This window comes from Rhodoglobus sp., from assembly GCF_053580035.1.
Window position 1 is genome coordinate 690,033 of sequence record NZ_JBMDVL010000001.1, and the last position, 23,550, is coordinate 713,582.

General features: G+C 60.3%; 24 protein-coding genes. 7 read left to right on the top strand and 17 right to left on the bottom strand.

The genetic code is table 11. The annotated features are described in order from the left end of the window. Positions 1-335: 335 nt before the first annotated feature. Genes dprA through ACOH1Z_RS03380 form a run of 3 tightly spaced genes read right to left on the bottom strand, consistent with a single transcriptional unit; the run spans position 336 to position 3,551 of the window. On the bottom strand, positions 336-1,652 hold the full coding sequence (dprA, locus tag ACOH1Z_RS03370) for a DNA-processing protein DprA (RefSeq protein ID WP_449647071.1): 1,317 nt from the start codon (positions 1,650-1,652) through the stop codon (positions 336-338). Beyond that, the gene (locus ACOH1Z_RS03375; RefSeq protein WP_449647072.1) at positions 1,649-3,184 is read right to left on the bottom strand and encodes a YifB family Mg chelatase-like AAA ATPase; all 1,536 of its coding nucleotides are present in this window, start codon (positions 3,182-3,184) and stop codon (positions 1,649-1,651) included. Before ACOH1Z_RS03375 ends, dprA begins: the two co-directional genes overlap by 4 nt. A gap of 10 nt (positions 3,185-3,194) precedes the next feature. Further along, positions 3,195-3,551, bottom strand: coding sequence for a YraN family protein (locus tag ACOH1Z_RS03380; RefSeq protein WP_449647073.1), 357 nt, complete (start codon positions 3,549-3,551; stop codon positions 3,195-3,197). A gap of 151 nt (positions 3,552-3,702) precedes the next feature. On the opposite strand from ACOH1Z_RS03380, the gene ACOH1Z_RS03385 reads away from it, so the two are divergent. After that, positions 3,703-4,227: a GNAT family N-acetyltransferase gene (locus ACOH1Z_RS03385; protein WP_449647074.1), complete on the top strand. Its 525-nt coding sequence runs from the start codon at positions 3,703-3,705 to the stop codon at positions 4,225-4,227. 21 nt (positions 4,228-4,248) lie between these two features. Here ACOH1Z_RS03385 and ACOH1Z_RS03390 read toward each other — a convergent pair whose 3' ends face one another. Continuing rightward, positions 4,249-4,869: a LysE/ArgO family amino acid transporter gene (locus tag ACOH1Z_RS03390; protein ID WP_449647075.1), complete on the bottom strand. Its 621-nt coding sequence runs from the start codon at positions 4,867-4,869 to the stop codon at positions 4,249-4,251. Positions 4,870-4,897: 28 nt separating this feature from the next. On the opposite strand from ACOH1Z_RS03390, the gene ACOH1Z_RS03395 reads away from it, so the two are divergent. Next, positions 4,898-7,801: an FAD-binding and (Fe-S)-binding domain-containing protein gene (locus ACOH1Z_RS03395; RefSeq protein ID WP_449647076.1), complete on the top strand. Its 2,904-nt coding sequence runs from the start codon at positions 4,898-4,900 to the stop codon at positions 7,799-7,801. Between the two features lie 11 nt (positions 7,802-7,812). On the opposite strand, the gene ACOH1Z_RS03400 is transcribed toward ACOH1Z_RS03395, so the two are convergent. The 5 genes from ACOH1Z_RS03400 to ACOH1Z_RS03420 form a co-directional block, all read right to left on the bottom strand. Then, on the bottom strand, positions 7,813-8,136 hold the full coding sequence (locus tag ACOH1Z_RS03400) for a DUF2469 domain-containing protein (RefSeq protein ID WP_009772690.1): 324 nt from the start codon (positions 8,134-8,136) through the stop codon (positions 7,813-7,815). Positions 8,137-8,158: 22 nt separating this feature from the next. Next, positions 8,159-8,794 carry a ribonuclease HII gene (gene rnhB / locus ACOH1Z_RS03405; protein WP_449647077.1) on the bottom strand — a complete coding sequence of 212 codons (636 nt, stop codon included), beginning with the start codon at positions 8,792-8,794 and terminating at the stop codon, positions 8,159-8,161. Between the two features lie 3 nt (positions 8,795-8,797). After that, positions 8,798-9,553, bottom strand: a complete 756-nt coding sequence (gene lepB / locus ACOH1Z_RS03410) for a signal peptidase I (protein ID WP_449647078.1) — start codon at positions 9,551-9,553, stop codon at positions 8,798-8,800. A 65-nt stretch (positions 9,554-9,618) separates the two neighbouring features. After that, positions 9,619-9,966: a 50S ribosomal protein L19 gene (rplS, locus tag ACOH1Z_RS03415; protein ID WP_449625862.1), complete on the bottom strand. Its 348-nt coding sequence runs from the start codon at positions 9,964-9,966 to the stop codon at positions 9,619-9,621. Positions 9,967-10,096: 130 nt separating this feature from the next. Next, the gene (locus ACOH1Z_RS03420; protein ID WP_449647079.1) at positions 10,097-10,582 is read right to left on the bottom strand and encodes an MFS transporter; all 486 of its coding nucleotides are present in this window, start codon (positions 10,580-10,582) and stop codon (positions 10,097-10,099) included. Positions 10,583-10,653: 71 nt separating this feature from the next. Here ACOH1Z_RS03420 and ACOH1Z_RS03425 point away from each other — a divergent pair, with 71 nt between their 5' ends. Both ACOH1Z_RS03425 and map read left to right on the top strand, forming a co-directional pair. Next, a complete protein-coding gene (locus tag ACOH1Z_RS03425) occupies positions 10,654-11,280 on the top strand; it encodes a TetR/AcrR family transcriptional regulator (RefSeq protein WP_449647080.1) in 627 nt (208 codons plus the stop codon). Further along, the gene (gene map / locus ACOH1Z_RS03430; protein WP_449647081.1) at positions 11,277-12,044 is read left to right on the top strand and encodes a type I methionyl aminopeptidase; all 768 of its coding nucleotides are present in this window, start codon (positions 11,277-11,279) and stop codon (positions 12,042-12,044) included. Before ACOH1Z_RS03425 ends, map begins: the two co-directional genes overlap by 4 nt. 43 nt (positions 12,045-12,087) lie before the next feature. On the opposite strand, the gene trmD is transcribed toward map, so the two are convergent. The 6 genes from trmD to ffh form a co-directional block, all read right to left on the bottom strand. After that, positions 12,088-12,774: a tRNA (guanosine(37)-N1)-methyltransferase TrmD gene (trmD, locus tag ACOH1Z_RS03435; protein ID WP_449647082.1), complete on the bottom strand. Its 687-nt coding sequence runs from the start codon at positions 12,772-12,774 to the stop codon at positions 12,088-12,090. A 16-nt stretch (positions 12,775-12,790) separates the two neighbouring features. Further along, positions 12,791-13,336: a ribosome maturation factor RimM gene (rimM, locus tag ACOH1Z_RS03440; RefSeq protein WP_449647083.1), complete on the bottom strand. Its 546-nt coding sequence runs from the start codon at positions 13,334-13,336 to the stop codon at positions 12,791-12,793. Between the two features lie 48 nt (positions 13,337-13,384). After that, the gene (locus tag ACOH1Z_RS03445; protein ID WP_009772699.1) at positions 13,385-13,621 is read right to left on the bottom strand and encodes an RNA-binding protein; all 237 of its coding nucleotides are present in this window, start codon (positions 13,619-13,621) and stop codon (positions 13,385-13,387) included. 3 nt (positions 13,622-13,624) lie between these two features. Next, a complete protein-coding gene (gene rpsP, locus ACOH1Z_RS03450) occupies positions 13,625-14,074 on the bottom strand; it encodes a 30S ribosomal protein S16 (RefSeq protein WP_449647084.1) in 450 nt (149 codons plus the stop codon). Between the two features lie 192 nt (positions 14,075-14,266). Continuing rightward, positions 14,267-15,049 carry an LLM class F420-dependent oxidoreductase gene (locus tag ACOH1Z_RS03455; RefSeq protein WP_449647085.1) on the bottom strand — a complete coding sequence of 261 codons (783 nt, stop codon included), beginning with the start codon at positions 15,047-15,049 and terminating at the stop codon, positions 14,267-14,269. 90 nt (positions 15,050-15,139) lie between these two features. Then, a complete protein-coding gene (ffh, locus tag ACOH1Z_RS03460; RefSeq protein WP_449647086.1) occupies positions 15,140-16,708 on the bottom strand; it encodes a signal recognition particle protein in 1,569 nt (522 codons plus the stop codon). Between the two features lie 77 nt (positions 16,709-16,785). On the opposite strand from ffh, the gene ACOH1Z_RS03465 reads away from it, so the two are divergent. Next, positions 16,786-17,667, top strand: a complete 882-nt coding sequence (locus ACOH1Z_RS03465) for an LLM class flavin-dependent oxidoreductase (RefSeq protein ID WP_449647087.1) — start codon at positions 16,786-16,788, stop codon at positions 17,665-17,667. A gap of 30 nt (positions 17,668-17,697) precedes the next feature. Further along, on the top strand, positions 17,698-18,219 hold the full coding sequence (locus ACOH1Z_RS03470; RefSeq protein WP_449647088.1) for a gamma carbonic anhydrase family protein: 522 nt from the start codon (positions 17,698-17,700) through the stop codon (positions 18,217-18,219). Here the strand turns inward: ACOH1Z_RS03470 and ftsY are convergent. After that, a complete protein-coding gene (gene ftsY / locus ACOH1Z_RS03475; protein ID WP_449647089.1) occupies positions 18,216-19,085 on the bottom strand; it encodes a signal recognition particle-docking protein FtsY in 870 nt (289 codons plus the stop codon). The genes ACOH1Z_RS03470 and ftsY overlap by 4 nt on opposite strands. Before the next feature lie 55 nt (positions 19,086-19,140). On the opposite strand from ftsY, the gene ACOH1Z_RS03480 reads away from it, so the two are divergent. Beyond that, entirely contained in the window at positions 19,141-19,704 is a 564-nt protein-coding gene (locus ACOH1Z_RS03480; protein WP_449647090.1) for a histidine phosphatase family protein, read from the top strand. A gap of 29 nt (positions 19,705-19,733) precedes the next feature. Here the strand turns inward: ACOH1Z_RS03480 and smc are convergent, their stop codons facing one another. Then, positions 19,734-23,402 (bottom strand): chromosome segregation protein SMC, encoded by a 3,669-nt coding sequence (gene smc / locus ACOH1Z_RS03485; protein ID WP_449647091.1) that lies wholly within the window; start codon positions 23,400-23,402, stop codon positions 19,734-19,736. Positions 23,403-23,550 lie beyond the last annotated feature (148 nt).

Here is a 23,550-nt window from a genome sequence, read left to right on the forward strand (position 1 = left end):
CGTCCGTGGGCTAAGCCTGTCTACTTTGACAGACATAAGAATTAGTAACAATCTCGATGGACCCGCTCGAAGCATTAGTTTTACTAAACAGTACGCCCGTTTGGGCAGGAATGCCGCATATTTCTTCTAGTGCCGCAGCTTTATTGCGAGGCGCGCAGCACATTGTCAGCATTTCAGGGTGTTGCCGGTGGGTAAAATGTGTCGATGTTTTTGCTGGCGATGCGTGTATCGCACCGCATTTCGTCGTCGACTTCATTGGCACGCGACCTCTCGCGCTTCGGGCTTTAGCGCATAATCGTCGCGTTCAGGCCTTGCGCGATTTGCGAAACGGAGCTTCAGCCGTGCTGAGCTGCACCTTTCGGCACGCTCTTCCAGCCGCGCTCCGTTTCTGTGACGCGTCCGTCTAGTTCGAGGAGTCCGAGTTGTGCACGCACTGTCGTGAGGGCGAGTCCACTGCGCGCGGCAATGTCATCGGTGGTGCGCGCGCTGCGAGCGCTGAGGGCGTCGAACAGGCGGGTCGCTTCGCTGCTCTGTTGGCTCTCGGAATCCGAGTTTTCCGGCGACGCCGCAGGGTCGGAGTTCGACGAACGGGCTCTCAAATCTGCGCCTGCGTCTGCGCCGGAAGTCTTAGTCGCTTTTTCAGCGAGCGGGGCGAGTTCGGCCATTTGGTCGGGGTTGGTGACGCACACGGCGTCGTAGTCGCGGATGAGGCGGTGACACCCGGCGGAGGCCGCGCTTGTGACCGGGCCGGGTACCGCACCGAGCGGTCGGCCAAGGGCCGCAGCGTGCCCGGCGGTGTTGAGGGAGCCAGAACGCCAGCCCGCTTCGAGCACTATGGTCGCAAGACTCGCCGCAGCGATTAGTCTGTTGCGCTGCAAGAATCTCCATTTGGTTGGTGGAGACCCGCACGGGAGTTCGGAGATCACGGCACCGTTTTCGACAATTCGGGTAAGGAGGCTGTCGTGGCCGCTCGGGTAGAAGCGGTCTACTCCCCCGGCGAGAAATGCGACGGTGAGGCCTTGGCTGGCAAGCGCTGCACGGTGCGCCATTCCATCAATTCCGTAGGCGGCGCCCGAAACAATCGTGTAGCCACGATCGACGAGCCCGGCGGATGCTTCCATCGTGATGTGCTCGCCATAACCGGTAGCGGCTCTGGCTCCGACGAGGGCGATGCCGTCGACAATTCCGGCGAGCGCCGTGTCGGTGCCGCGCACCCACAACGCGGATGGCGCATGCCAGTCGAGGTCATTGAGGCGGCCGGGCCACAGTGTGTCGTCTGGCGTGAGCAGTCGAGCGCCAAATCGGGCGGCTTGACGCAGTGCGATGAGTGCTGTGTCTGACTTGAGCCGCGGCATCCAGCGGTCGATCGCCTGACGCATGTCATCTCCAGATACAGGGTCGCCGTCTGCCTCCAGCTCGATGGCGAACCGTTCAGCGTCCCAGTGCTCAACAACGGCAGAGAGCGCGCGTGCCGGGCCGAGTTGTTGCAGAGCACGGCCCGCGAGGCGGTCACCGGGCTCGGCGAGACCGCTCCAGGTCGCTCGCGCGAATCGGTTTTCGATCGCGGCCCGATCGAGGCCCTCACCGCTGTCAACGCTGACCGCTCTGACGAGGGTGGCGATTTCTGATTCTTTGAGTCCAAACATGCTCACTGTGACATTGCCTTTCGTAAATACAGTGCTTGACCGACGTGGGTTTCGTCGGGTCGTGCGTCGTCGGCGAGATCAGCGAGTGACCAGGCAACGCGAAGTACGCGGTCGTACCCGCGCATGGTGATTCCGCCGCGTTCGAGGGCGCGATCAAGGCCTGCCGTGACCTTGGGGGCGAGCCGCAATTCGCGGCCGCGAAGATACGATCCCGGCACGTGGGAGTTGAGCCGCCACGGCGTTGCCCCGAGGCGAGCACGGGTGCGCTCGCGGGCCGCGGTGACCTTGGCGCGAGCATCCGCCGTGGAGAGCGTCGGTCGCTCCCCCGCAAGTCGCAATTGGGCGCTCGTGATTCTTTCGACTCGGAACTGAATGTCGATGCGGTCGAGTAGTGGGCCTGAGAGTCTCGCCAGGTAGCGGCGGCGACTGTTGGGCGGGCATGTGCATTCGCTATCTCGGGCGCCCCATTGACCACAGGGGCAGGGGTTGGCGGCCATCACGAGTTGAAAGCGACCGGGGAAGTGAGCGACAGCGTTGGCCCGATGGATGCTGATGACGCCCGATTCGAGCGGTTGCCGAAGCGCGTCCAAGGCTGCTGGCGCGAACTCCGGTGCTTCGTCAAGAAAGAGCACTCCGTCGGAGGCACGGGCGGCAGCACCCGGACGAATCTGCGAGCTGCCGCCTCCCACGAGCGCCGCGGCCGTCGCCGTGTGGTGTGGCGCTTCGAGCGGTGGTCGGGTTGTGAGGCTGCTGCCAACGGGGAGTCCGGCAAGTGAGCGGATCGATGAAACTTCGAGCGCAGCCTGAGGATCAAGGTCGGGAAGGAGCCCGGGAAGTCGAGCGGCGAGCATGGTTTTGCCTGCGCCGGGAGGTCCGAGCAGGAACACGTGGTGGCCACCTGCTGCAGCGACGAGCATTGCATCAATCGCATCACTGCCGCCGATCATGTCGCTGAGGTCGCCACTGTCTGTTGGCACCGTCGTGGCAACCGGCCGCGTAATGACCTCGACTGGCTCGGGCTCAAACTCTCCCCCGTGCCAAATCGCGGCATCCCGCAATGAGGGAACCGCAACGACGCGTATGTCGGGAACGAGCGACGCTTCATCAGCGTTGCCACTTGGCACCATTACGGTACTGAACCCCGCACGCGATGCTGCGAGCACGGCGGGCAGCACACCGTTGACGGGGCGAAGGCGGCCATCGAGCCCGAGCTCACCAATGTGCAACACGCGATCAATAGATTCTGCCGAGATTGCGCCGGAGGCGGCGAGCGCCGCGAGCGCTATCCCGAGATCGAAGCCCGAGCCGTGTTTGGGGAGAGCAGCAGGCGACAGGTTTACGGTGATTTTGCGGTTTGGCAACCCGCACCCCGAGTTGGTCGCTGCGGCGCGCACGCGGTCTTTCGCTTCGCCCAGAGCAGTATCAGGCAGGCCAATCAGTACGAAACCGGGAAGATTGTTGGAGAGGTCGGCCTCAATCTCGACGATTGCGCCCTCGAGGCCGAGAAGTGAAACAGCGTAGGTTCTGCCGATCGCCATCAGAGAGCACTCACGAAACACGCTTCAAGTGTTCGATCTCTACGGAACCCTGAGTCGGCGCGATCACAGCGACTGCGTCAATACGGATTGCCGAAATTGAACCATCGTGAGCCTCACACCAGGCGGCCGCCAGTCGGCGCAATCGAGCAACCTTCGTTGCCGTGATCGATTCGAAGGGATGCCCAAACAGCACGCTTGAGCGCGTCTTCACCTCGACAAAGACAATCTCATCGCAGTCTCGCGCCACAATGTCTAGCTCGCCCTGCGAGCACCGCCAATTGCGGTCGAGAATTTCGAACCCTGTGCTGATCAGATGGTCGGCGGCGAGGTCTTCGCCCCGCGCACCCAATATGTCTTTTGCTGCCATGCCTCAAGACTGCTGTTCGCGAGCACCACCCTTCATTACCGCCCGTATGTTGGCGCACACAAGGATCCAACGCGGCGGTGGGGAGGAGTAGACCGAAACACCATCTCAACCCGCTCTTTTGAGAACCGACTACTCGCGGTATCGTGCCCGTATGACGCGCAGTGACGACGGGCGAGTATGGCTTGAGCAGTGGCAGGTTGACGATCTTCCCGTGCTTGAACGCAGCAACACCCCCGAAATGACACTGTTTCTTGGCGGGCCTGAAAGCGATAAACAGATTGTCACTAGGCACGCCAAGTTTTTGCACCTGTGGGAGACGGGCGAAGCGCGCATGTTTCGCATCCGATCGGCCTCCGCAAACAGCCCCGTGGGCTCGGTGGGTTACTGGAAGAAGAGCTGGCGAGGCAACGACGTCTACGAAACCGGGTGGAGCGTCCACACCGCCCACCAGGGCCGCGGAATCGCCGCTCGTGCGCTCTCCGAATGCCTCCGGTACGCGGCAGACAATGGCGACCGAGATCAGGTATTCGCGTTCCCTCGCACCGACAACACGGCATCCAACGCCCTCTGCCAACGCACGGGCTTCAACCTCGTGGGGGAAGCCGATTTCGAATATCCGAAGGGCCACCCGATCCGAGTCAATGAATGGATGTTTGAGCTATCGACACTGCGCTGAGCCAAGGTCGAACGCTCTCAACTATTCGAAGAGCCCTGCCACAAGACTCGCCGCCAGTACGACCATGATCACGGCGATCACAATGTCGAGCACCCGCCACGCCATCGGCTTAGCGAATAGTGGGCGCAGATACCGGCTGCCGTAGCCGATCGCCGCAAACCAGACGATACTGCCTAGGCACGCTCCGAGTGCAAACCACCAGCGGTCGTCACCATACGTTCCGCCGATGGAACCCAGGAGCAAAACGGTGTCGATGTACACGTGCGGGTTGAGCCAGGTAAGCGCGAGCGCTGTCGAGAGGGCGGCGGCGAGCGTCATCCCCGTTCCTGCTGCCGTTGCCGTGAGGGCTTGAGGTCGCGTCGCCCGTCGCACCGATAAGAACGCGTAGACCAGCAAGAAGAGTGCACCGCCGACGCGGGCGACAACCAAGAGCCAACCCGCCTGCTGGATCAGCGCACCAAGCCCGGCAACGCCAGCCACGATCAGGACGATGTCAGAGAGCGTGCACACCAACACCACAGCGGTGACGTGTTCGCGGCGTAGACCTTGCCGCAGAACGAAGGCATTCTGCGCACCGATCGCGATGATCAGCGAAAGTCCAAACCCGAAGCCTGCAAGCACGATGGTGGCAATCAGGGGCATGAATTGACTCTAGAGGCACAATAGGAAGATGCCAGACACTTCTCTGCACGATCGCAGCGAAGTCGTTCACGCCCTGCGTTCCGTTATTGGCGGCGAGGTCGACGACAGCACGCGTCGCCGCGCTGAGTACTCGAGCGATGCCTCCAACTATCGGGTCGTGCCGCAAGTGGTCGTGTTCCCGCGCGACACCGACGATGTGCTGGCAGCGTTGGCAGTGAGCCGTGAAAGCAGCACGCCCATCACGTCCCGTGGCGGCGGCACCTCCATCGCTGGCAACGCCATCGGCACAGGAATCGTTCTCGATTTCTCGCGCCATCTTCACCGCGTGATCGAGATTGATCCGGATGCTCGAACCGCACGCGTGCAGCCTGGCACCGTCTTGGCAACTCTCCAAACCGCCGCGCAGCCGAACGGACTGCGCTTCGGTCCCGATCCTTCTACCTGGTCCCGCTGCACCGTCGGAGGCATGATCGGCAACAACGCCTGCGGCGCCCACTCCCTGCAGTTCGGCAAAACGGCTGACAACGTGCAGAGTCTCGATGTCGTCGACGGTTTGGGACGACGATTCACTGCCACCAACGACCTCGCGACGATTGCCGGTCTCGCACCTCTCGTCAGCGGCAACCTCGCGACGCTGCGCACCGAACTCGGGCGCTTCGGCCGTCAGGTTTCGGGCTACAGCCTCGAGCACCTCCTGCCCGAGAATGGCCATAATCTGGCCCGCAGTCTCGTTGGCACCGAAGGCAGCCTCGTGACGGTCCTCGAGGCGACCGTCGATCTGGTCACCGCACCGCAACATCCGCTTCTCGTCGCGCTTGGCTACCCCGACATGGCGACCGCAGCCGACGCTGTGCCTGCCCTGCTCCCCCACCACCCGAGCGCGATCGAGGGCCTCGACGCCCGCATTGTGGATGCGGTCAGCCGCCAGCGAGGCGCACGCGCTGTCGCCGCCCTCCCCGAGGGCGCGGGATGGCTCCTCGTAGAGGTAACCGGAGTCGACCCCGCCGAAACTCTCCAGCGCGCTCGACTACTCGCCGCCGACTCTGCCGCCATCGAGGCACGAGTCATCACCGATGCAGTAGCCGCGAAAGAGCTGTGGCGCATTCGAGAAGACGGTGCCGGCCTGGCAGGGCGCACGTCATCCGGCAAGCAAGCCTGGCCGGGCTTCGAAGACGCAGCAGTGCCACCAGAGCGTCTCGGTGCTTACCTGCGCGACTTCGACACACTTCTTGCCGAGTACGCAATAGAGGGGATGCCGTACGGCCATTTCGGGGAAGGTTGCGTTCATGTTCGGCTTGATATTCCTCTCGCGACGGATGGCGCAGTTTTGCGAGCCTTCGTGGATAACGCCGCTCAACTCGTGGCATCCCATGGCGGCTCGCTGTCTGGCGAGCATGGCGACGGTCGGGCACGCAGCGAACTGTTACCCCACATGTATTCGTCGGCAGCTATTGATCTGTTCGGGCAGTTCAAGCGACTCTTCGACCCGAACAATGTGATGAATCCGGGCATCGTTGTTGATCCAGTGCCGGTCGATGCCGATCTGCGCCGCCCGGCAGCGTTGCCGATTGTGGCGGTGAATGGTTTCGCTTTCAGCGACGATGACGGCGACTTCACGATGGCAGCCCACCGTTGCGTTGGGGTCGGCAAGTGTCGCGCCGACAATTCAGCGAGTAACGGTGTGATGTGCCCGTCGTATTTGGCGACCGGTGACGAGAAAGATTCCACTCGTGGTCGCGCCCGAGTTCTGCAAGAAATGGCCAACGGCACACTCGTCGCGGGAGGTGTCAATTCGCCAGAGGTGCACGATGCCCTCGACCTGTGCCTCTCGTGCAAGGCTTGCGCAAGCGACTGCCCTGCTGGCGTCGACATGGCTACTCTCAAAGCCGAAGTGCTGCACCGCCGTTTCGACGGAAAGCTGCGCCCCCGCAGCCACTACTTCCTCGGGCAACTACCTCGCTGGGCACGGCTCCTGGCTCCGATAGCGCCCCTCGTTAACGCCATGCTCAGGGTGCCCGCCGTTGCGCACCTCACTCGCTGGGTTGGCGGAGTGGACGCTCGGCGCCCGCTGCCCGCATTCGCTCCCCGCGCGTTCCGCTCAAGCTCCGAGGCTCGCGCCCTACGAGCCCCCAACAGCCGTCGTTCCACCAGCCGCCACTCACCCGGCCAGGACCCGATACGCAACTCCGCTCCCTCGCCCCAGCGCCCTCAAGTACTCCTCTGGGCCGACTCTTTCACCGACAACTTTTCGCCAGACATCGCGCGAGCCACTATCCGCGTGCTCGATGCTGCCGGGTACGAAGTGCTGCTCCCCCAGCGCGATGTCTGTTGTGGCCTCACGTGGATCACTACCGGGCAGTTGGATGGTGCGCGAAAGCGACTGACCGCGCTGGTAGACGAGTTTTCGCGCTATGTCGACCGCGGCATCCCGATCATTGGTATCGAACCGTCGTGCACTGCGGTCCTGCGGTCAGACCTCACAGAGTTGCTGCCCGACAGCGCACCAGCAGCAGCGGTCGCTCGCTCGACTTTCACTCTAGCCGAGCTGCTGATAGCACCGGCGCCGATCGGTCCGGCCAACTGGCAAATGCCGAGCCTCAGCGGCGAAACTTTTGTCGTCCAGCCGCACTGCCACCAGCACGCTGTGATGGGCTTCGATGCCGATCGCACGTTTCTCAGGAACGCCGGGGCAACAATTACGGAGATCAGCGGGTGCTGTGGTCTCGCCGGAAACTTCGGCATGGAGAAAGGTCACTATGACGTTTCTGTCGCGGTGGCCGAGAATGGCATCCTGCCCGCCCTCAGAAACGCGGAAACCGGCAGCACTCTGATCGCGGACGGCTTCTCGTGCCGCACTCAGGCATCACAGCTCGCGAACACCGAGGGCAAGCACCTCGCCGAGGTTCTCGCCGCAGCCTTGCCCGAGCTCTAGGAAACAGTCCGCTATTCGTCGAGCGCGAGTTCCTTGGGAAGTTCGAGATCTTTAGCGCTGAGTTCCTCAATGTTCACGTCTTTGAAGGTAAGGACGCGCACACTCTTCACGAAGCGGTCGGAACGGTAAACATCCCACACCCAGACATCCGTCATCGACAACTCGAAATAGAAGTCGTGTTCCGTGTCGCGGCGCACCAAATCGACCTCGTTGGCGAGGTAGAAGCGTCGCTCCGTTTCGATCACAAAACGGAACTGGCTCACTACATCGCGGTATTCGCGGTACAGCGCTAGCTCGACCTCGCGGTCGTAGTCTTCAAACTCGTCTTCATCCATGCTGTCTTCATTGTAGGCCGCGCTAGCGCAACCATGTGTGTCGATGAAGTTCGGTGGCGCCGAGGCTGCGAATCCCCTCAAAGTGGGCTGCTGAACCGTAACCTTTGTTGCTGGGCCAGTGATAGCCGGGGTACTCCTCGTCTGCCGCAATCATGATCCGGTCACGTTGTACTTTTGCCACAACGGATGCCGCAGCTACTGAAACACAATCCCGGTCAGCTTTTACCCTGGTGTGCACTCGCGGCGCAACGCTCAGGGCGCCACTGAGCCAGTCGGTGCTGCCGTCGAGTAGCACCACACTGGACATGATGTCGAGCCCCGCTTCATGAAGTTGGATGAGGGCACGTTTGCCTGCCAGCCCGAGGGCGGCAGTGATTCCGATGGAGTCAACTTCGGTGGCCTCCGCATAGCCGACAGCGGAGAGCGGTGCCCATTCGAGCGTGAGTGGTTCGAGAAGTTCGCGGCGTTTTTGGCTCAACATTTTGGAATCACGGAGGCCTACTGGCCATGCGCCCTGCGTGGGCATGATTGCGGCCATCCCGACGCCGACTGGGCCAGCGATCGCTCCCCTGCCGACTTCATCGCAGCCGATTACGGCACGCGCACCGGTCGCAAAGAGTTCGAGCTCAATCTCGCTATGCGGGTCTGCTACAGCCACTGTCTACTCTGAGCTCGGGGTTACCCGCTGAAAAGTGGTGGGGTAGTTGTCGAGAACACTCCAGCGCTCGGTTGGCCAGCTGATGAGAAATGCGCGCCCGACGACTGAGCCAACTTTGACGAAACCGCCGGTGGGGTCGTCGCGGTGGGCGGCAGAGTCTGCAGAGTTGTAGCGGTTGTCTCCCATGACCCAGATGGAGTCTTCGGGAACCGTCACGGAGAAATCATCCGGTGTTGCCTTGGTGACGGCATCGGGAAGCACAATGTATGGCTCTTCCAGAGGGATGCCGTTGACGATGAGTTGCCCGAATTCGTTGCAGCATTCGATGGTGTCGCCGGGCAAACCGATTACCCGCTTGATGAGGTGATTGCTGCTGTCCGGCGCGCTGAGTCCGACAAACGCGAGAACGCCATCGACGGCACCGACAAACCAGTTCTCGGGTTGGCTCGAGATCGCGGGAAGCCAGCCACCCGGATCGGTGAACACCACGACATCTCCGTGAGAGATGGGGAAAAATCTCGGCTCGAGCTGATTGACCAAAATTCGGTCATCGATCTGGAGCGTGTTCTCCATCGACGATGACGGAATGTAGAAGGAACGCACCAAATACGTCTTGATGAGGAAAGAGATCAGAATTGCTGCAACGAAGATGATCAGCAGATCGCGCAGGAAAAGTTTCCACCCGCCGCCCTTTTTGGCAGCATCGCGACGGTCACCACGGCCACTCGGCATCGTGTTTTCAGCAGTTTCGTTTGTCATTTAACCCCAAAGCTCCCAGCAAGCATATGCCGCTGGGAGCCATTGGTTTGTGAATTGCGAGAGTGTTAGTTGTCGCGCTTCTCTTTGATCTTTGCCTTCTTGCCGCGAAGCTCGCGCAAGTAGTACAGCTTGGCGCGACGAACGAGTCCACGCGAAACAACTTCAATGTGGTCGATGACTGGGGAGTGAACCGGGAAGGTACGCTCTACGCCGACCTGGAAGCTGACCTTGCGAACCGTGAAGGTCTCGCGAACGCCGTGGCCTGAACGACCGATTACAACACCTTGGAACACCTGGATACGCGAGCGCGTACCTTCGATGATGTTTACGTGAACCTTGACGTTATCGCCGGCACGGAAATCAGGAATGTTGTCTTTGAGGGACGCCTTGTCGACGTCGTCGAGGATATGCATTATTAATCGCTCTCTGCGCCCGCCATGAGTCGAACACACATAGTTAGAAAAGAAAGATTGTGCTTCAAGCGGTTACGACGCCCTCATGGCAGAGTCGTGCGCGAGCACAATCAGCAATTCTGCCACAGATTTAGTCAGAAGTGCGATTCTCATCGGCGTCGAGGATGATCACGTTGCCGTTATCGAGGCGCTCCCCCGAATTCGCGGGGCGCTGCGCATCGCGCTCAAAGCCCTCAACAAGTGTTGTAAAGCGATTGCGAGTCTCCGTGACCAGCTGCCAGAGAGCGATCCAGAAGCCAGCAACGGCAACAATAACGATGAGCGCTGCCAGCAGTGGAGCATCCACAAATCCGTAGGCGATGATCACGGCATGCCAGGCGGCGAGTACTCCAGCATCAATCCACGAGACGGTCCGCTGAGATCGAACGCTCTTGCGTGCGGTGGTTAGACCGGCGACAGCAAGCTGCGCGAAAGCCAATATCGGGCACAGCAGAAGGAAGAGGACAAAGTCCCAACCAACGCTCGACCCGAAGACTCCGCGGCCGATCAACACCCACAGCGGCAATACAATCACAGCGATGAATTGCCAGTAATAGAACGCACGCCTGATCATCATGCTTCTCAGGGTATCTTCGAACTGATTAGGAATGCTGAAAATCTCGATCCGAAAGACCGTGGTGGCCCCCCGTGCCAAAACCCGCCATCGTACGCACCGAACCAGTGCAGCAACGAAGCGCCGAACGACTGACCGTGCTACTCGATGCTGCAGCAGTGTTGCTAGATGAAGTGGGGATCGATGCGATCACCACGAGCGATGTTGCCAAACGGGCACACTCCTCAGTTGGCGTTATCTATCGCTACTTTCCCAACATCCAATCGCTTCTGCGCGGTCTAGCGACCCGCAACTTCGACAAATACCGCGCCGGACTCTCGGCCACGCTCAATAAGAGAGCAACCAATGCGCTCGACGCGCTCAATGTTGCGATCGACGTGTATATCGAACTCAGTCGCACCGAACCTGGGTTTCGCATTCTCTCCTTCGGGAACATCATTGACCGCAGATTCAACGTCGATCGCAAGAGCAACAACACTGCTCTTGCCGAGATCTTGACCGAACTTCTTGTCACCACCTATGGGGTTCCGAGGTCTGACGAACTCACTTTCGACATCGAAGTCACCGTACAAATAGCGGATTCACTGCTCGAGCGTGCATTCTTGTATGACCCGCGCGGTGAAGAGCCGTTTATCGACAAACTTCGAGAGTTCATTGCGCAACTCTTGGCACCGCACATGAAAGAGGCAACCACCGAATGATCGAGTTGAGAACGCCAGCCGAAATCAATGAGATGAAAGCTGCGGGAGAATTCGTCGCCAGCGTGCTCACAGCGACCCAAGCGGCATCAAAGGTTGGTGTCAATTTGCTGCAGATCGATGCCCTCGCACACAGCATGATCCGTGAGCGCGGCGCCGAAAGTTGCTACATCGACTACCACCCGTCGTTTGGAGCATCGCCGTTCGGCAAAGTAATTTGCACCTCGGTAAACGATGCTGCGCTGCATGGACTCCCCCACGACTACACCCTCATAGATGGTGACCTACTGAGTCTCGACTTTGCCGTCGCCGTCGACGGTTGGGTCGCTGACTCTGCAATCACCTTTGCCGTGGGAACGCCCCGCGACGAAGATCTCAAACTGATGGATGCCACCTCTCGCGCCCTCGACGCCGGCATTGCCGCTGCCGTTGTTGGCAACCGCATCGGCGGCATCTCGGCCGCGATCGGTGACGTCGCCTACGGCGCTGGCTACGAAGTGAACCTCGATTTTGGTGGACACGGGGTTGGTCGCGAAATGCACGGCGACCCCCACATCCCTAACGATGGCAAAGCGCGTCGCGGAATGCCGTTGAAGCCGGGCCTCGTTTTCGCGATCGAGCCCTGGCTCATGATCGGCACAGACGAGATCTACACCGATGATGACGGCTGGACGCTGCGCAGCATTGATGGCTCCCGAGCCGCTCACTTCGAGCACACCGTCGCCATCACCCCAGAGGGACCATTGGTCCTTACGGCGCGCAATTAGCCGCAGAAGAACTGCCGGCCCCGAAGTTCGCTGGCGCTGAAAGCTACTGGTCGTCGGGAAGCAGATCGGGGCGCACTCGTCGAGTGCGTTCCCGTTGCTGCTCAAGACGCCAGTCGGCAATTGCTTTGTGGTTACCGCTGAGTAAAACAGCGGGCACTGATCGCTCGCGCCACGTTGACGGCTTCGTGTAGCTGGGGTATTCAAGTAGCCCCTGCTCGTGGCTCTCTTCAGTCAAACTTTCAGGATTGCCAATTACGCCGGGCACGAGTCGACCGATGGCCTCAATCATCGCCATCGTCGCAACTTCGCCGCCATTGAGCACGTAATCGCCGAGGCTGATTTCACGAACTCGAACGGTGGATGCCGCGTAGTCGATCACTCGCTGATCGATTCCCTCATAGCGCCCACACGTAAAGACGAGATGCTTCTCCAGCGCGAGCTCACGGGCGGCAGCCTGCGTGAAAGGCACTCCGGCAGGAGTCGGAACGATCACTACTGTTTCTGGCGTAAGAACGGCATCCAGAGCTTCGCCCCACGGTTCTGGGCGCATCACCATGCCTGCGCCACCGCCATAAGGGGTGTCGTCGACGGTGCGATGACGATCGTAGGTAAAGTCGCGCAGGTCGTGAACGCCGAGTTCGATGATTCCACGCTCGCGCGCTTTGCCAAGCAGAGAGATGTCGAGCACCCCGAAGAAGTCGGGGAAGATCGTCACGATGTCGATGCGCACGCAGTCACCCTAACGGCTATGTGGTTTCTGGTGTCTCAGTGTCGTCTGCGAGGTCTTCGAGATTTTCGAACAGACCAGGCGGAGGAGTAACAACCATTTCGCCGGTCTCGAGATCGACACTGGCAACGATCGACTTAACGAACGGGACAAGTACGTTGCCGTTTTCTGTATCAACCGTCAGCAGATCTTGCGCAGGAAAATGATCAACCTGCGCGAGAGTACCAACTTGGATGCCGTCGCGGATGACCTTGAGGCCGATGAGTTGATGATCAAACCACGCATCTTCTTCTGGCTCTTCGTTGGGATCGTGATCGATCCAGAGGATGGCCTTCACTAAAGTTTCGGCCTCGCTGCGGTCAAGCACTCCTTTGAAGAAGGCGACCGGCTGCGCGTTAAACCACTTGAGCTCAATGAGTTCAAGTGTCTTGCCATGCCACGCAGAACTTGTTGGCACTTGCAGAGAGAACACGGCGCCCGGAACGAAACGTCGTTCCGGGGCATCCGTGTACATCTCTACTTTGACGGCTCCCTTGAGCCCATGAGCCTTCGTCAGACGCCCCACTCGCAGCTGTGTGCGACCTTCGCGGGGTGTCTTTACTTCGCCCACTGGTTAGAAGTCAGTGTCGACTACGTCGACACGTACCTTGCGACCATCGGCCAAAGCCGTGATCAGCGTACGCAGTGCTTTCGCGGTGCGACCAGCACGACCGATTACACGGCCGAGATCTTCTGGGTGCACGCGAACCTCAAGAAGCTCACCGCGTTGCGTGTTCTTCGCAACGACCTGAACCTCTTCGGGGTGGTCGACGATACCTTTGACGAGGTGTTCGAGGGCGGGAGCGAGCAATTGCTAAGCCTTGTCTGCGTCAGCGGCTGGTGCTTCAGCAGCAGCCTCGTCAGCGACGGGAGCTTCTGCAGCAGGTGCCTCTTCAGCCTTAGGTTCAGCCTTCTCAACCTTGGGCTTGAGAACTGGCTTCTTCTTCTCGTCGGCTTGGAACTCTGGCTTAGCTTCCTTGACCTTGACGGTGCTAACAGCGTTCTTGTCACCCTTGAAGATGCCCCAGTCGCCGGTCAGCTTGAGGATTGCCTCAACCTGCGGGCTAGGCTGCGCGCCAACGCTCAACCAGTACTGGGCACGCTCGGACTCGACCTCGATGAACGAGGGCTCCTCGGTGGGGTGGTACTTTCCGATTTCTTCAATGACACGACCATCGCGCTTTTTGCGCGAGTCGGCAATGACGATGCGGTAGTAGGGTGCACGGATCTTGCCCATGCGCTTCAAACGAATCTTTACAGCCACAATTCTCCTGATTTAAATGTTTTGGTGGCGAACCGCTAGCCGTGAGCGTGGGGGCACACTCGGCACAAAAGCTCTAGTGGATTCCATTCGGGCCGATTAGAGGGTCGGGCTACGAAGGACTCAACCGCCTATTCTGCCAGAGTTTTGAGCGCTTCGGGAACCGATAGCGAAGAAAGCCCCAAAGAGGTGACCTTAGTCGTTCTGAGAATCCCGCCAAGAAAGCCACTGCTTGGTGCTCGTGAGGTCATAGTCGGGGCCCGTAATACCCAAAGTAAAGAGCGTGATGCCCTGCTCGCGCATGCTGTCGGCATCTTCGACACTCTTGTCGCGAAGTTCGTTCGACAGCTCAATCTCATTAATATCGCGACCGACGACCTCGCAGTGACCTGCCAACACGCTCAACTTGTGAACGAGCGCATCTCCGGTGGCAAAGCTGTGCCAAATGTCAGCGTGCTTCGCGACGAGCTTGAGAGTTTTCTTCTCTCCGCCGCCACCGATCAGCACGGGAATCTTGCGAGTGGGTGCCGGGTTCAGTTTGCCCCAGCGCGACTCGATGCGAGGAAGTGCCTCGGCGAGAGCATCCAATCGTGAGCCGGCCGTGCCGAACTCGTAACCGTACTCGTCGTAGTCACGCTCGAACCAACCGGAGCCGGTGCCGAAAATGAAACGGCCCCCACTGATGTGATCGAGCGTGCGAGCCATATCGGCCTGAAGGTCAGGATTGCGGTAGCTGTTGCAGTTAACGAGGGTGCCGAACTCGACCCGGCTCGTCAGCTCAGCCCAGGAGGCCAGTTCCGTCCACGCCTCAAAGTGCAGTCCATCCGGCTCTCCATACAGTGGGAAGAAGTGGTCCCAATTGAAAAGCACATCAACACCAAGCTGTTCGAGTTCACGAACCCGGTCTCGAATGACCGAATACTCGGCATGTTGCGGTTGAAGCTGGACGGCAATGCGAACGGGACGGCTTTGAGTCATAACTCCACAGTATCCGGTCGGAGCGACACCGCGACGATGCAGTAGCGCCCGCCACACTGACTGCTCAGGATGCGCGAGAAGCGCAGCAGCCTAGCGCCCGAGGAACTTTTGCAGACTCTCTAACTCTTCTGCCGATGGGCCGCCAGCAGCAGGTTTCGACCCACCAAGACCAAAGCCTGAGCCTGCTGCCGCTGCCGGCGCGACAGCGCCCTGGGCGCGGGCTGCCTCTTCTGCAGCGCGCTTGGCAGGGTTGCCAGACTTGGAGCTTTTCTTCTTCTGACCCTTTTTCGCCTGCGCTGATTTTCCGCCATGACCACCAGGAATCGGGCCCATGCCAGGAATCTGCGGCGTTCCGCCCTTGGCAACGGTCTTCATCATTTTGGCGGCCTGCTCAAATCGGTTCACGAGGGCGTTTACCTCAGTGACGGTCGTTCCCGAACCGCGAGCAATGCGCACCCGTCGCGAGCCATTGAGCAGCTTCGGCACGGTGCGCTCTTGCTTCGTCATCGACTGGATGATGGCTTCAGTGCGCGTAATTTCTGACTCGTCGAAATTCTCGAGCTGCTCACGCATCCCCTTGGCACCGGGCAGCATGCCCAACATGCTCTTGATGGAGCCCATGTTCTTGAGTTGCTGCATCTGCTGCAGGAAGTCATCGAGGGTAAAGCTGTCAGTCGCAAATTTCTCGGCAACCTTGCGGGACTCTTCTTCATTGAAGGTCTTCTGAGCCTGCTCAATGAGAGTGAGGATGTCACCAAGGTCAAGGATGCGGCTCGCCATGCGGTCGGGGTGGAACGGCTCAAAGTCGTCGAGCCCCTCACCCGTTGACGCGAACATGATGGGGCGACCGGTGATCGAAGCAACCGAGAGAGCAGCACCACCACGGGCATCACCATCGAGCTTTGAGAGCACGACACCGGTGAAGTCCACGCCATCTTGGAAGGCTCGGGCAGTCTTGACCGCGTCTTGACCGATCATCGCGTCAATAACGAAGAGCACTTCGTCGGGATCGACAGCCTTGCGGATGTTTGCTGCCTGCTTCATGAGTTCGGCATCCACACCCAAACGACCAGCGGTGTCAATGATGACCACATCATGCTGCTTGTCTTTCGCAAACTTGAGAGCCTGCTTGGCAACCTTGACCGGGTCACCCTTGCCGTTGCCAGGCTCGGGAGCAAACACGGCAACACCAGCCTGCTCACCAACAACCTGGAGTTGCGTTACTGCGTTGGGGCGTTGAAGGTCGGCAGCGACCAGCAGCGGCGTGTGACCATCTGCGGCAAGCCACTTCGACAGCTTTCCGGCAAGCGTCGTCTTACCTGCACCCTGAAGTCCGGCGAGCATGATGACTGTCGGTGGCTTCTTCGCGAACTCGATACGACGAGCTTCGCCACCCAGAATCGTGATGAGTTCGTCGTTGACGATCTGTACCACCTGCTGGGCAGGATTCAGAGCGCCAGAGACCTCGTGACCAAGGGCACGTTCACGAACGCGGCCCGTGAACTCCTTGACTACCTCGAGCGCAACGTCAGCATCCAGCAAAGCACGGCGAATCTCGCGAACGGTGCCGTCGACATCCGCTTCGCTGAGCTTGCCCTTGCCTCGCAGGTTTTTGAACGTATCCGCGAGGCGGTCGGTGAGATTTCCAAAAGTGGCCATGATCACACCAGTTTAAGGTGTCTTGGCACTGGGAGCGAACGCAATGCGCTGACAGCGTGCCCGAGTAGGGTGTGAGCGTGAGATATGGCATCGTAATCCTCCCCCAACAGCCGTGGGCTGAAGCCAAAAACCAGTGGATTCGAGCTGAAGAACTCGGCTTCGATCACGCGTGGACCTACGACCATTTGTCGTGGCGTTCGCTCGCAGACGAGACGTGGCACGCCACAGTCCCCACCCTGACGGCGGCTGCGAGCGTCACTAGTCGCATCGGGCTCGGCACTTTCGTCGCCTCCCCCAACTTTCGGCATCCCGTAACCTTCGCCAAAGAATTGGCAACGCTTGACGATGTGAGCGGTGGCCGCTTTCTCCTCGGCGCCGGTTCTGGCGGCACCGGTTTTGACTCCACAGTGCTCGGAATTCCTGAACTCAGCCCGCGCGAACGTCACGCCCGTTTCGAAGAGTTCGTTCGCGACCTCGACGAACTGCTCCGCTTCGAGAAACCGGGCAGCGGCGGAATCAGCTTTAGCGGCGACTGGTTCACCGCAGTGAATGCTCGGATGGTCGGGGTTCCAGCCCGGACACCACGTTTGCCATTCGTGGTCGCCGCCGAAGGGCCAAAGGGTCTGAGGCTTGCTGCGGAACTCGCCGACGGCTGGCTCACCCTCGGGCGCACCGCTGACACGCTCGATGAGTGGTGGCAGGTAGTCGCTGAGTCATCCGCGCGAATGGATGCCAGCCTCGAAAAGGCCGGCCGGGCATCCGCAAGTCTCGATCGCTATCTCAACCTCGATGGCGCACCCGTATTCAGCCTCGACAGCGTCGACGCCTGGGATGACGCCGTTGGTCGCGCCGAAGCCCTTGGCTTCACCGATGTGATTGGCCACTGGCCACGCAAAGAGGGCATCTACGCCGGTAATGAAAGTGTGCTGATCGAGATCGCTACCCGCTTCTCTCGGTAGCGTGACGCGATATCGCGCTAGCGTGGAGGAATGACCGCACTCATCGTGACTCTCGCCGGACAGACGCCTCAGATTGCCGACAGCGCATTCGTCGCACCAAACGCAACACTCATCGGGCAGGTCACCCTCGGCGAACGCGCGAGCATCTTCTACGGTGCCGTCCTGCGCGGAGACACCGACTCAATAACCATCGGTAAAGGCTCAAACCTTCAAGACAACGTGACCGTGCACTGCGATGAAGGCATTCCGACCACCGTAGGTTCTGGCGTGAGCGTGGGTCACGGCGCCGTTCTCCACGGCTGCACCGTCGAAGACGACTGCCTCATTGGGATGAGTGCAACAGTGCTCAACGGAGCCGTCATCGGCACCGGATCGCTCGTCGCCGCCGGCGCTGTTGTGCTCGAAGGCACCATTGTTCCGCCCCGATCACTTGTTGCAGGCGTTCCCGCGAAAGTGCGGCGGGAGCTCAGTGATGACGAAATCGCTGGCGTGCGCCAAAACGCGACCCACTACCTCGACATCGCGGCCGCGCACAAAGCAGTCAGCAGCTAGCCGACAAGGCCCTGAACAAACACGTGCGGGGTAAAACCGGTGAGGTCGTTGATGCCCTCACCCTGCCCAACAAGTTTGATCGGGATGCCGGTGCGCTCCTGCACAGCAAGCACAAAGCCAGCCTTAGCCGAACCATCCAACTTCGTGATCACCAGACCCGTGACTCCCGCGTGCTGGATGAAGGCTTCTGCCTGAGCGACACCGTTTTGGCCGGTTGTCGCGTCAAGCACGAGCAACACTTCTGCGATCTCGGTCTGCTTTTCGACGACACGACGGATCTTGCCCAACTCATCCATCAGACCGCTCTTCGTCTGCAAACGACCAGCCGTATCGATAATGGCGATGTCGATACCCTCGCGCTGGGCACGCTCAACCGTCTGAAAAGCAACGGATGCCGGATCTTGACCCTGCTGCTGCGGGCGCACAATCTCGGCTCCCCCGCGCTCAGCCCACGTCGCCAACTGCTCAACCGCTGCGGCACGGAACGTGTCAGCAGCACCAACAACAACAGTGCGGCCGTGGCCAACCAAGAACTTGGCAAACTTGCCAATCGTGGTGGTCTTTCCCACGCCATTGACCCCAACAACCAGCACGACCGCTGGGCGGGCGCTGAGAGTGAGGGTGGGGTCGAGGCGAGCCAAGCGTTCCTCGAGGGTTTCGCGCAGCATCCGCTTCAGGTCTGCCGGGTCGTCAGTTTTGAATTTGGCGACGCTCGCCCGCAACTCATCGATGACCGACTCGGTGATGTCTGGGCCGAAGTCAGCGGAGATCATTGCGTCTTCGAGATCGCTCCACGTCTCAGCGTCGATCGTGTCGCGCGCGAACATAGATTTGAGTGCGCCCGAAAGCGACCAAGATGCTGCCATAGCTACAGGTTAAGGCAGGTGAAGTGACATGCCCTAACCGCGCTAGGGTTTTTGGATGCTCTCATTGATTCGCCATGGCCAAACTGACTGGAACGCTGCCGGACGCATGCAAGGTTCCAGCGACATTCCGCTGAACGACATCGGTCGCGAACAAGCCCGCGAGGCTGTCGAGTTGCTGCGCGGCACCGAGTGGGATGTAATCGTCAGTTCTCCCCTGCAGCGCGCCCGTGAGACCGCGCAGATCATCGCCGACGGTCTCGGGCTTGAGTTGGGTCGCAGCTATGACCTCCTCATCGAGCGCAACTACGGTGAAGGCGAAGGACTCACAACCGCGCAGATCAACGAGCGCTGGCCTAACCACAGCGGCTATCCCGGGCTCGAGTCTCTGCACAACGTCGTCGAACGCGGCATCGCAGCCCTCAACGAGGTCTCCCTCGATTACCCGGGCAAGAAGGTTATTGTCGTCTGCCACGGCACAATCATCCGCTACACACTGTCCGAGCTCGCTGGCCGCGACTTCGACCACATCCTCAACGGGTCAATCTCGACCATCGAAAAACTGCGCAGTGGATGGTGCGTGCACACCGTCAACGGCGAACCGCTCGAGGGCGTCGACTAACCAACAACGCTCATCAGGAGGTCCGCGCCCTAGCTTGTTTCGGCAGACACAGTCTCTTTAGCGACCCGCTGACCGACAACCGCACTGATTCCGTCTGAACGCATGCTCACGCCATACAGCGCATCGGCGATTTCCATCGTGCGTTTCTGGTGCGTGATCACAATCAGCTGGCTGGTCTGACGGAGATCTTCAAAGATCGCGAGCAGACGGCCAAGGTTCGCGTCGTCGAGGGCTGCCTCAACCTCGTCCATGATGTAGAACGGGCTCGGGCGGGCTTTGAAGATCGCGATCAGCAGAGCAACCGCAGCGAGCGACCGTTCTCCACCGCTCAGCAGCGAGAGGCGTTCGATCTTCTTACCCGCAGGCTTTACCGTGACTTCGATACCCGTCGTGAGTAGCTCATCCGGGTTCGTCAAGAAGATGCTCCCCGTGCCCCCCGGGAACAGGATGGGGAAGACATCGTTGAACGCGTTCTTGGTGTCTTCGAAAGCGCTCGAGAAGATGGCCTGCATCTTCTCGTCGAGCTCATCGATGATCGTCAACAAATCCTTGCGCGTGTTCGTGAGGTCAGTGAGTTGCTCGGTCAAGAACTTGTGGCGCTGCTCAAGGGCTTCGAACTCCTCAAGCGCGAGAGGGTTGACCCGCCCCAGACGCGCGAGCTTGCGTTCAGCCTTCTGCAGACGAAGTTCTTGCTCAGCACGAACAAACGGGCGACCGGATGCCGCGGGCTCAACGTCGACGTGAGTGCCGGCGTCAGCGTCTGCCTCTGCGTCTGCCTCTGCGTCTGCGTCTGCGTCTGCGTCTGCGTCTGTGTCTGTGTCTGCGTCTGTGTCTGTGTCTGCGTCTGTGTCTGCGTCTGCGTCTGCGTTGATCGCGATGTCGTTAGGCACCGCGACCTGCGGGCCATATTCCGCAACGAGCACATCTTCGACTAGGCCGAGTTCTTCACCAGAGCGTTCAAGCAAACTGGAGAGGTGCAGCTTCTTTTCGTAGATCTGCATCTCTAGGCCGTGCACACTTTCGCTCACGGCCGATAGTCGTTCACGCAACGCTGAATCTTCGCGACGAAGCCCAGAAAGTTCTTGGTTTTGGGCTGAGCGTTCTGATTCTTTCGCCGCGAGAACGACTCGCGCTTCTGACAGCGAGCGGTCGACAGAGTCGAGCACCGCCGGCAGCATTTCTCCGACGCGCGTCGCTGAGGCGATCTGCCGTTGACGGATGACGGCAAGCCTGGCTTGCTCTGCGGCGGCTTCGCGCTCGCGCACCAGCTGGGCAGCAAGCTGCTCAGCCCGGGCACGCTCAGCACGCACCCGCTCCCGGATAGTCTCAAGCTGGATGCGTTGCTCAACCTCGTGAGCCCGAGCGGTCTCCACTTCGTCGAGCATCGGATCACGCTGCGAGACATCGAGCATGGGCCGAGGTGCCGACTGGTACTCGTCGGCGGCGGTCTGAGCTCGCCCCACTTCGGCAGTGGCATCGGCCACCGATTGCGACGCGATATCGACGGCACGGGCAAGGCGGTCGCATTCCGCCTGGGCGGCATCCGCCTGGATACGGTGTCGGCCGAGGAGCTCTGATTGCGCGGCCAACTGAGCGTCGTATTCGCGCAGTTCTACGAGAGCGGCTTCGGCATCCGTCTTGGCTGAGACCAGCTCGCGGCGCTTCTCAGCGAGTTCGAAGCTGGTGCGCTCGATTTGTGTCGTGACGACACCGAGTTTCTCGGCTGCGGCATCCCGTTCGGCAACAAGTTCGAGTCGTGAACGCTTGGCACCAGAGCCACCGCGCAACACGAATTGAGTGAGCACGTCACCGTGGAGTGTGACAAAAGTGATGTCGGCGGCATTGGCGAGTGAGCTGTAGGCGGCGCGGGCAGCCTCGAGGTCATCGGCAATGAGCACGTGAGCCAAGAGCCCGTGCACGCCATCGGGTGCCGTAGCAACCTCAGATGCCGGTACCGTTCCGGCGGCTGTGCCAAGCGATACTGCTGACGTCGCGGCGTTGGCTATGACAACTTCAACTCGACCAAAATCACGACGGGAAGATTCGGCGAGCGCGTCGATCGCGGAATCACGATCGTCGGCCAGTACGGCATCCGCCAGTGTTCCGAGGGCTGCAGCAATTGCCGCCTCATAGCCGGGGGTGATCTTCACATGCTCGGCGACGAGCCCACGGATGCCCGAAAGTTTGGCAGCAACGAGCGCGCTCGAGCCATCTTTCTGATCGACCGCGAGAGACAGTGCCGAGTTTCGCGCGGCGAGAGCATCCCGTTCACGTTCGGACGCGTGAAGGGCATCACGAAGGGACTCGATGTCTACTTGGATGCTCGCGACTTTCGCCTCAGCAGCCTCGTAAGCCTTATCGAGCGACCCGTCAGATTCGGTGGTCGAGTTGTTTGCTTCACCCTCGAGGGCCTCAAACTCGGCCTGAGCTGCTTCACGACGAGACTGCGCTTCAGCGAGAGCCTGTTGTTGGCGAACGAGTTCACCCTGCGCGGCAGTCAGGGTTGACGTGGCGACTTCTACGCGCGCGGTGAGGCCTGCACTCTCCAACTCATGGCGCGAGACTAGGGCGCTCTGGGCGGCAATTTCTTCGTCGAGCGAATCGAGGGCCGCTTTGGCCGTTGCCGTCGCAGCTGCGGCAGCGCCGACAGCCTTTTCGGCGTCCGCAACTCCGGCGGCGAGAGCGTCGGCTTCAGCTTTCACTTCATCGACGAGCGTCTGGCTTACGGTGTTGCCTGAGGTGGGAGCATCACTCTGTTGACCGAGTAGCGATAGCCGCTGGTTGGCGAGCGTGTACAAACTACGCAGGCGTTCTTGCACAGACTCGAGACCAAATGACACCCGGCGGGCCTCATCAACGGCATCACCAACCTGTGCTTGCTCGAGGCGAGCTTCACGAAGCTTGTTCTGGTCGAGTTGTTCCTGCAATACGATGCGCTGAGTTTTGCGTTCGCTTTCGTTGCGGCTGAAATCGTTGATGCTTGAGCGCAGTTCTACGACCTCGTCGGCGAGGAGGCGGGCGCGAGCATCCCGCACAATGGAGGCAATCGATGCTGCCTCTTTGGCAATCTCGGCCTGCTGTCCGAGCGGCTTGAGCTGGCGACGGATCTCCCCCGCCAGGTCAGAGAGCCGCGTGAGGTTCGCCTGCATCGCGTCGAGCTTGCGCAGAGTCTTCTCTTTGCGACGACGGTGCTTGAGGATGCCGGCCGCTTCTTCGATGAATCCGCGACGATCTTCGGGGCTCGCGTGCAGCACCGCATCGAGCTGGCCTTGGCCAACGATGACGTGCATTTCGCGGCCGAGACCGGAATCGCTCAGGAGTTCTTGAACGTCGAGGAGGCGGCACTGGCTGCCATTGATCGCATATTCGCTGCCGCCATTGCGGAACAGGGTGCGGCTGATGGTGACTTCGCTGTATTCAATCGGCAGCGCGCCATCTGCATTGTCGATAGTGAGAACTACCTCGGCACGACCGAGGGGACCCTTCGTGGCGGTGCCAGCGAAGATGACGTCTTCCATCTTGCCGCCGCGCAAAGTTTTGGCACCCTGCTCGCCCATAACCCAGGCGAGAGCATCCACGACATTCGACTTGCCAGAACCATTGGGGCCGACGACACACGTCACACCCTGCTCGAAAGCAAAAGTGGTTGGTTGAGCGAACGACTTGAACCCCTTGAGGGTCAAACTCTTGAGGTACACGTCACCGCCCTGTCTCTGCTGGCCGAGTCTCTGGCCAAGTTGCTGGTCAGAACCTTGGTATACGGTACCGGATGCGCGGGGTTCCGCCGTTCTGCCGCGCAGGAAGCCACGCGCAACTAATGACCATTGACATCGGCACACCCGAGGA

What these genes read in the sequence shown, in the direction of transcription:
- ACOH1Z_RS03375 (WP_449647072.1), bottom strand. Translation starts at nt 3,184, where the DNA reads ATGGCGATCGGCAGAACCTACGCTGTTTCACTTCTCGGCCTCGAGGGC.
- ACOH1Z_RS03380 (WP_449647073.1), bottom strand. Translation starts at nt 3,551, where the DNA reads ATGGCAGCAAAAGACATATTGGGTGCGCGGGGCGAAGACCTCGCCGCC.
- ACOH1Z_RS03385 (WP_449647074.1), top strand. Translation starts at nt 3,703, where the DNA reads ATGACGCGCAGTGACGACGGGCGAGTATGGCTTGAGCAGTGGCAGGTT.
- ACOH1Z_RS03390 (WP_449647075.1), bottom strand. Translation starts at nt 4,869, where the DNA reads ATGCCCCTGATTGCCACCATCGTGCTTGCAGGCTTCGGGTTTGGACTT.
- ACOH1Z_RS03395 (WP_449647076.1), top strand. Translation starts at nt 4,898, where the DNA reads ATGCCAGACACTTCTCTGCACGATCGCAGCGAAGTCGTTCACGCCCTG.
- ACOH1Z_RS03400 (WP_009772690.1), bottom strand. Translation starts at nt 8,136, where the DNA reads ATGGATGAAGACGAGTTTGAAGACTACGACCGCGAGGTCGAGCTAGCG.
- lepB (WP_449647078.1), bottom strand. Translation starts at nt 9,553, where the DNA reads ATGACAAACGAAACTGCTGAAAACACGATGCCGAGTGGCCGTGGTGAC.
- rplS (WP_449625862.1), bottom strand. Translation starts at nt 9,966, where the DNA reads ATGCATATCCTCGACGACGTCGACAAGGCGTCCCTCAAAGACAACATT.
- ACOH1Z_RS03420 (WP_449647079.1), bottom strand. Translation starts at nt 10,582, where the DNA reads ATGATGATCAGGCGTGCGTTCTATTACTGGCAATTCATCGCTGTGATT.
- map (WP_449647081.1), top strand. Translation starts at nt 11,277, where the DNA reads ATGATCGAGTTGAGAACGCCAGCCGAAATCAATGAGATGAAAGCTGCG.
- ACOH1Z_RS03455 (WP_449647085.1), bottom strand. Translation starts at nt 15,049, where the DNA reads ATGACTCAAAGCCGTCCCGTTCGCATTGCCGTCCAGCTTCAACCGCAA.
- ffh (WP_449647086.1), bottom strand. Translation starts at nt 16,708, where the DNA reads ATGGCCACTTTTGGAAATCTCACCGACCGCCTCGCGGATACGTTCAAA.
- ACOH1Z_RS03470 (WP_449647088.1), top strand. Translation starts at nt 17,698, where the DNA reads ATGACCGCACTCATCGTGACTCTCGCCGGACAGACGCCTCAGATTGCC.
- ftsY (WP_449647089.1), bottom strand. Translation starts at nt 19,085, where the DNA reads ATGGCAGCATCTTGGTCGCTTTCGGGCGCACTCAAATCTATGTTCGCG.
- ACOH1Z_RS03480 (WP_449647090.1), top strand. Translation starts at nt 19,141, where the DNA reads ATGCTCTCATTGATTCGCCATGGCCAAACTGACTGGAACGCTGCCGGA.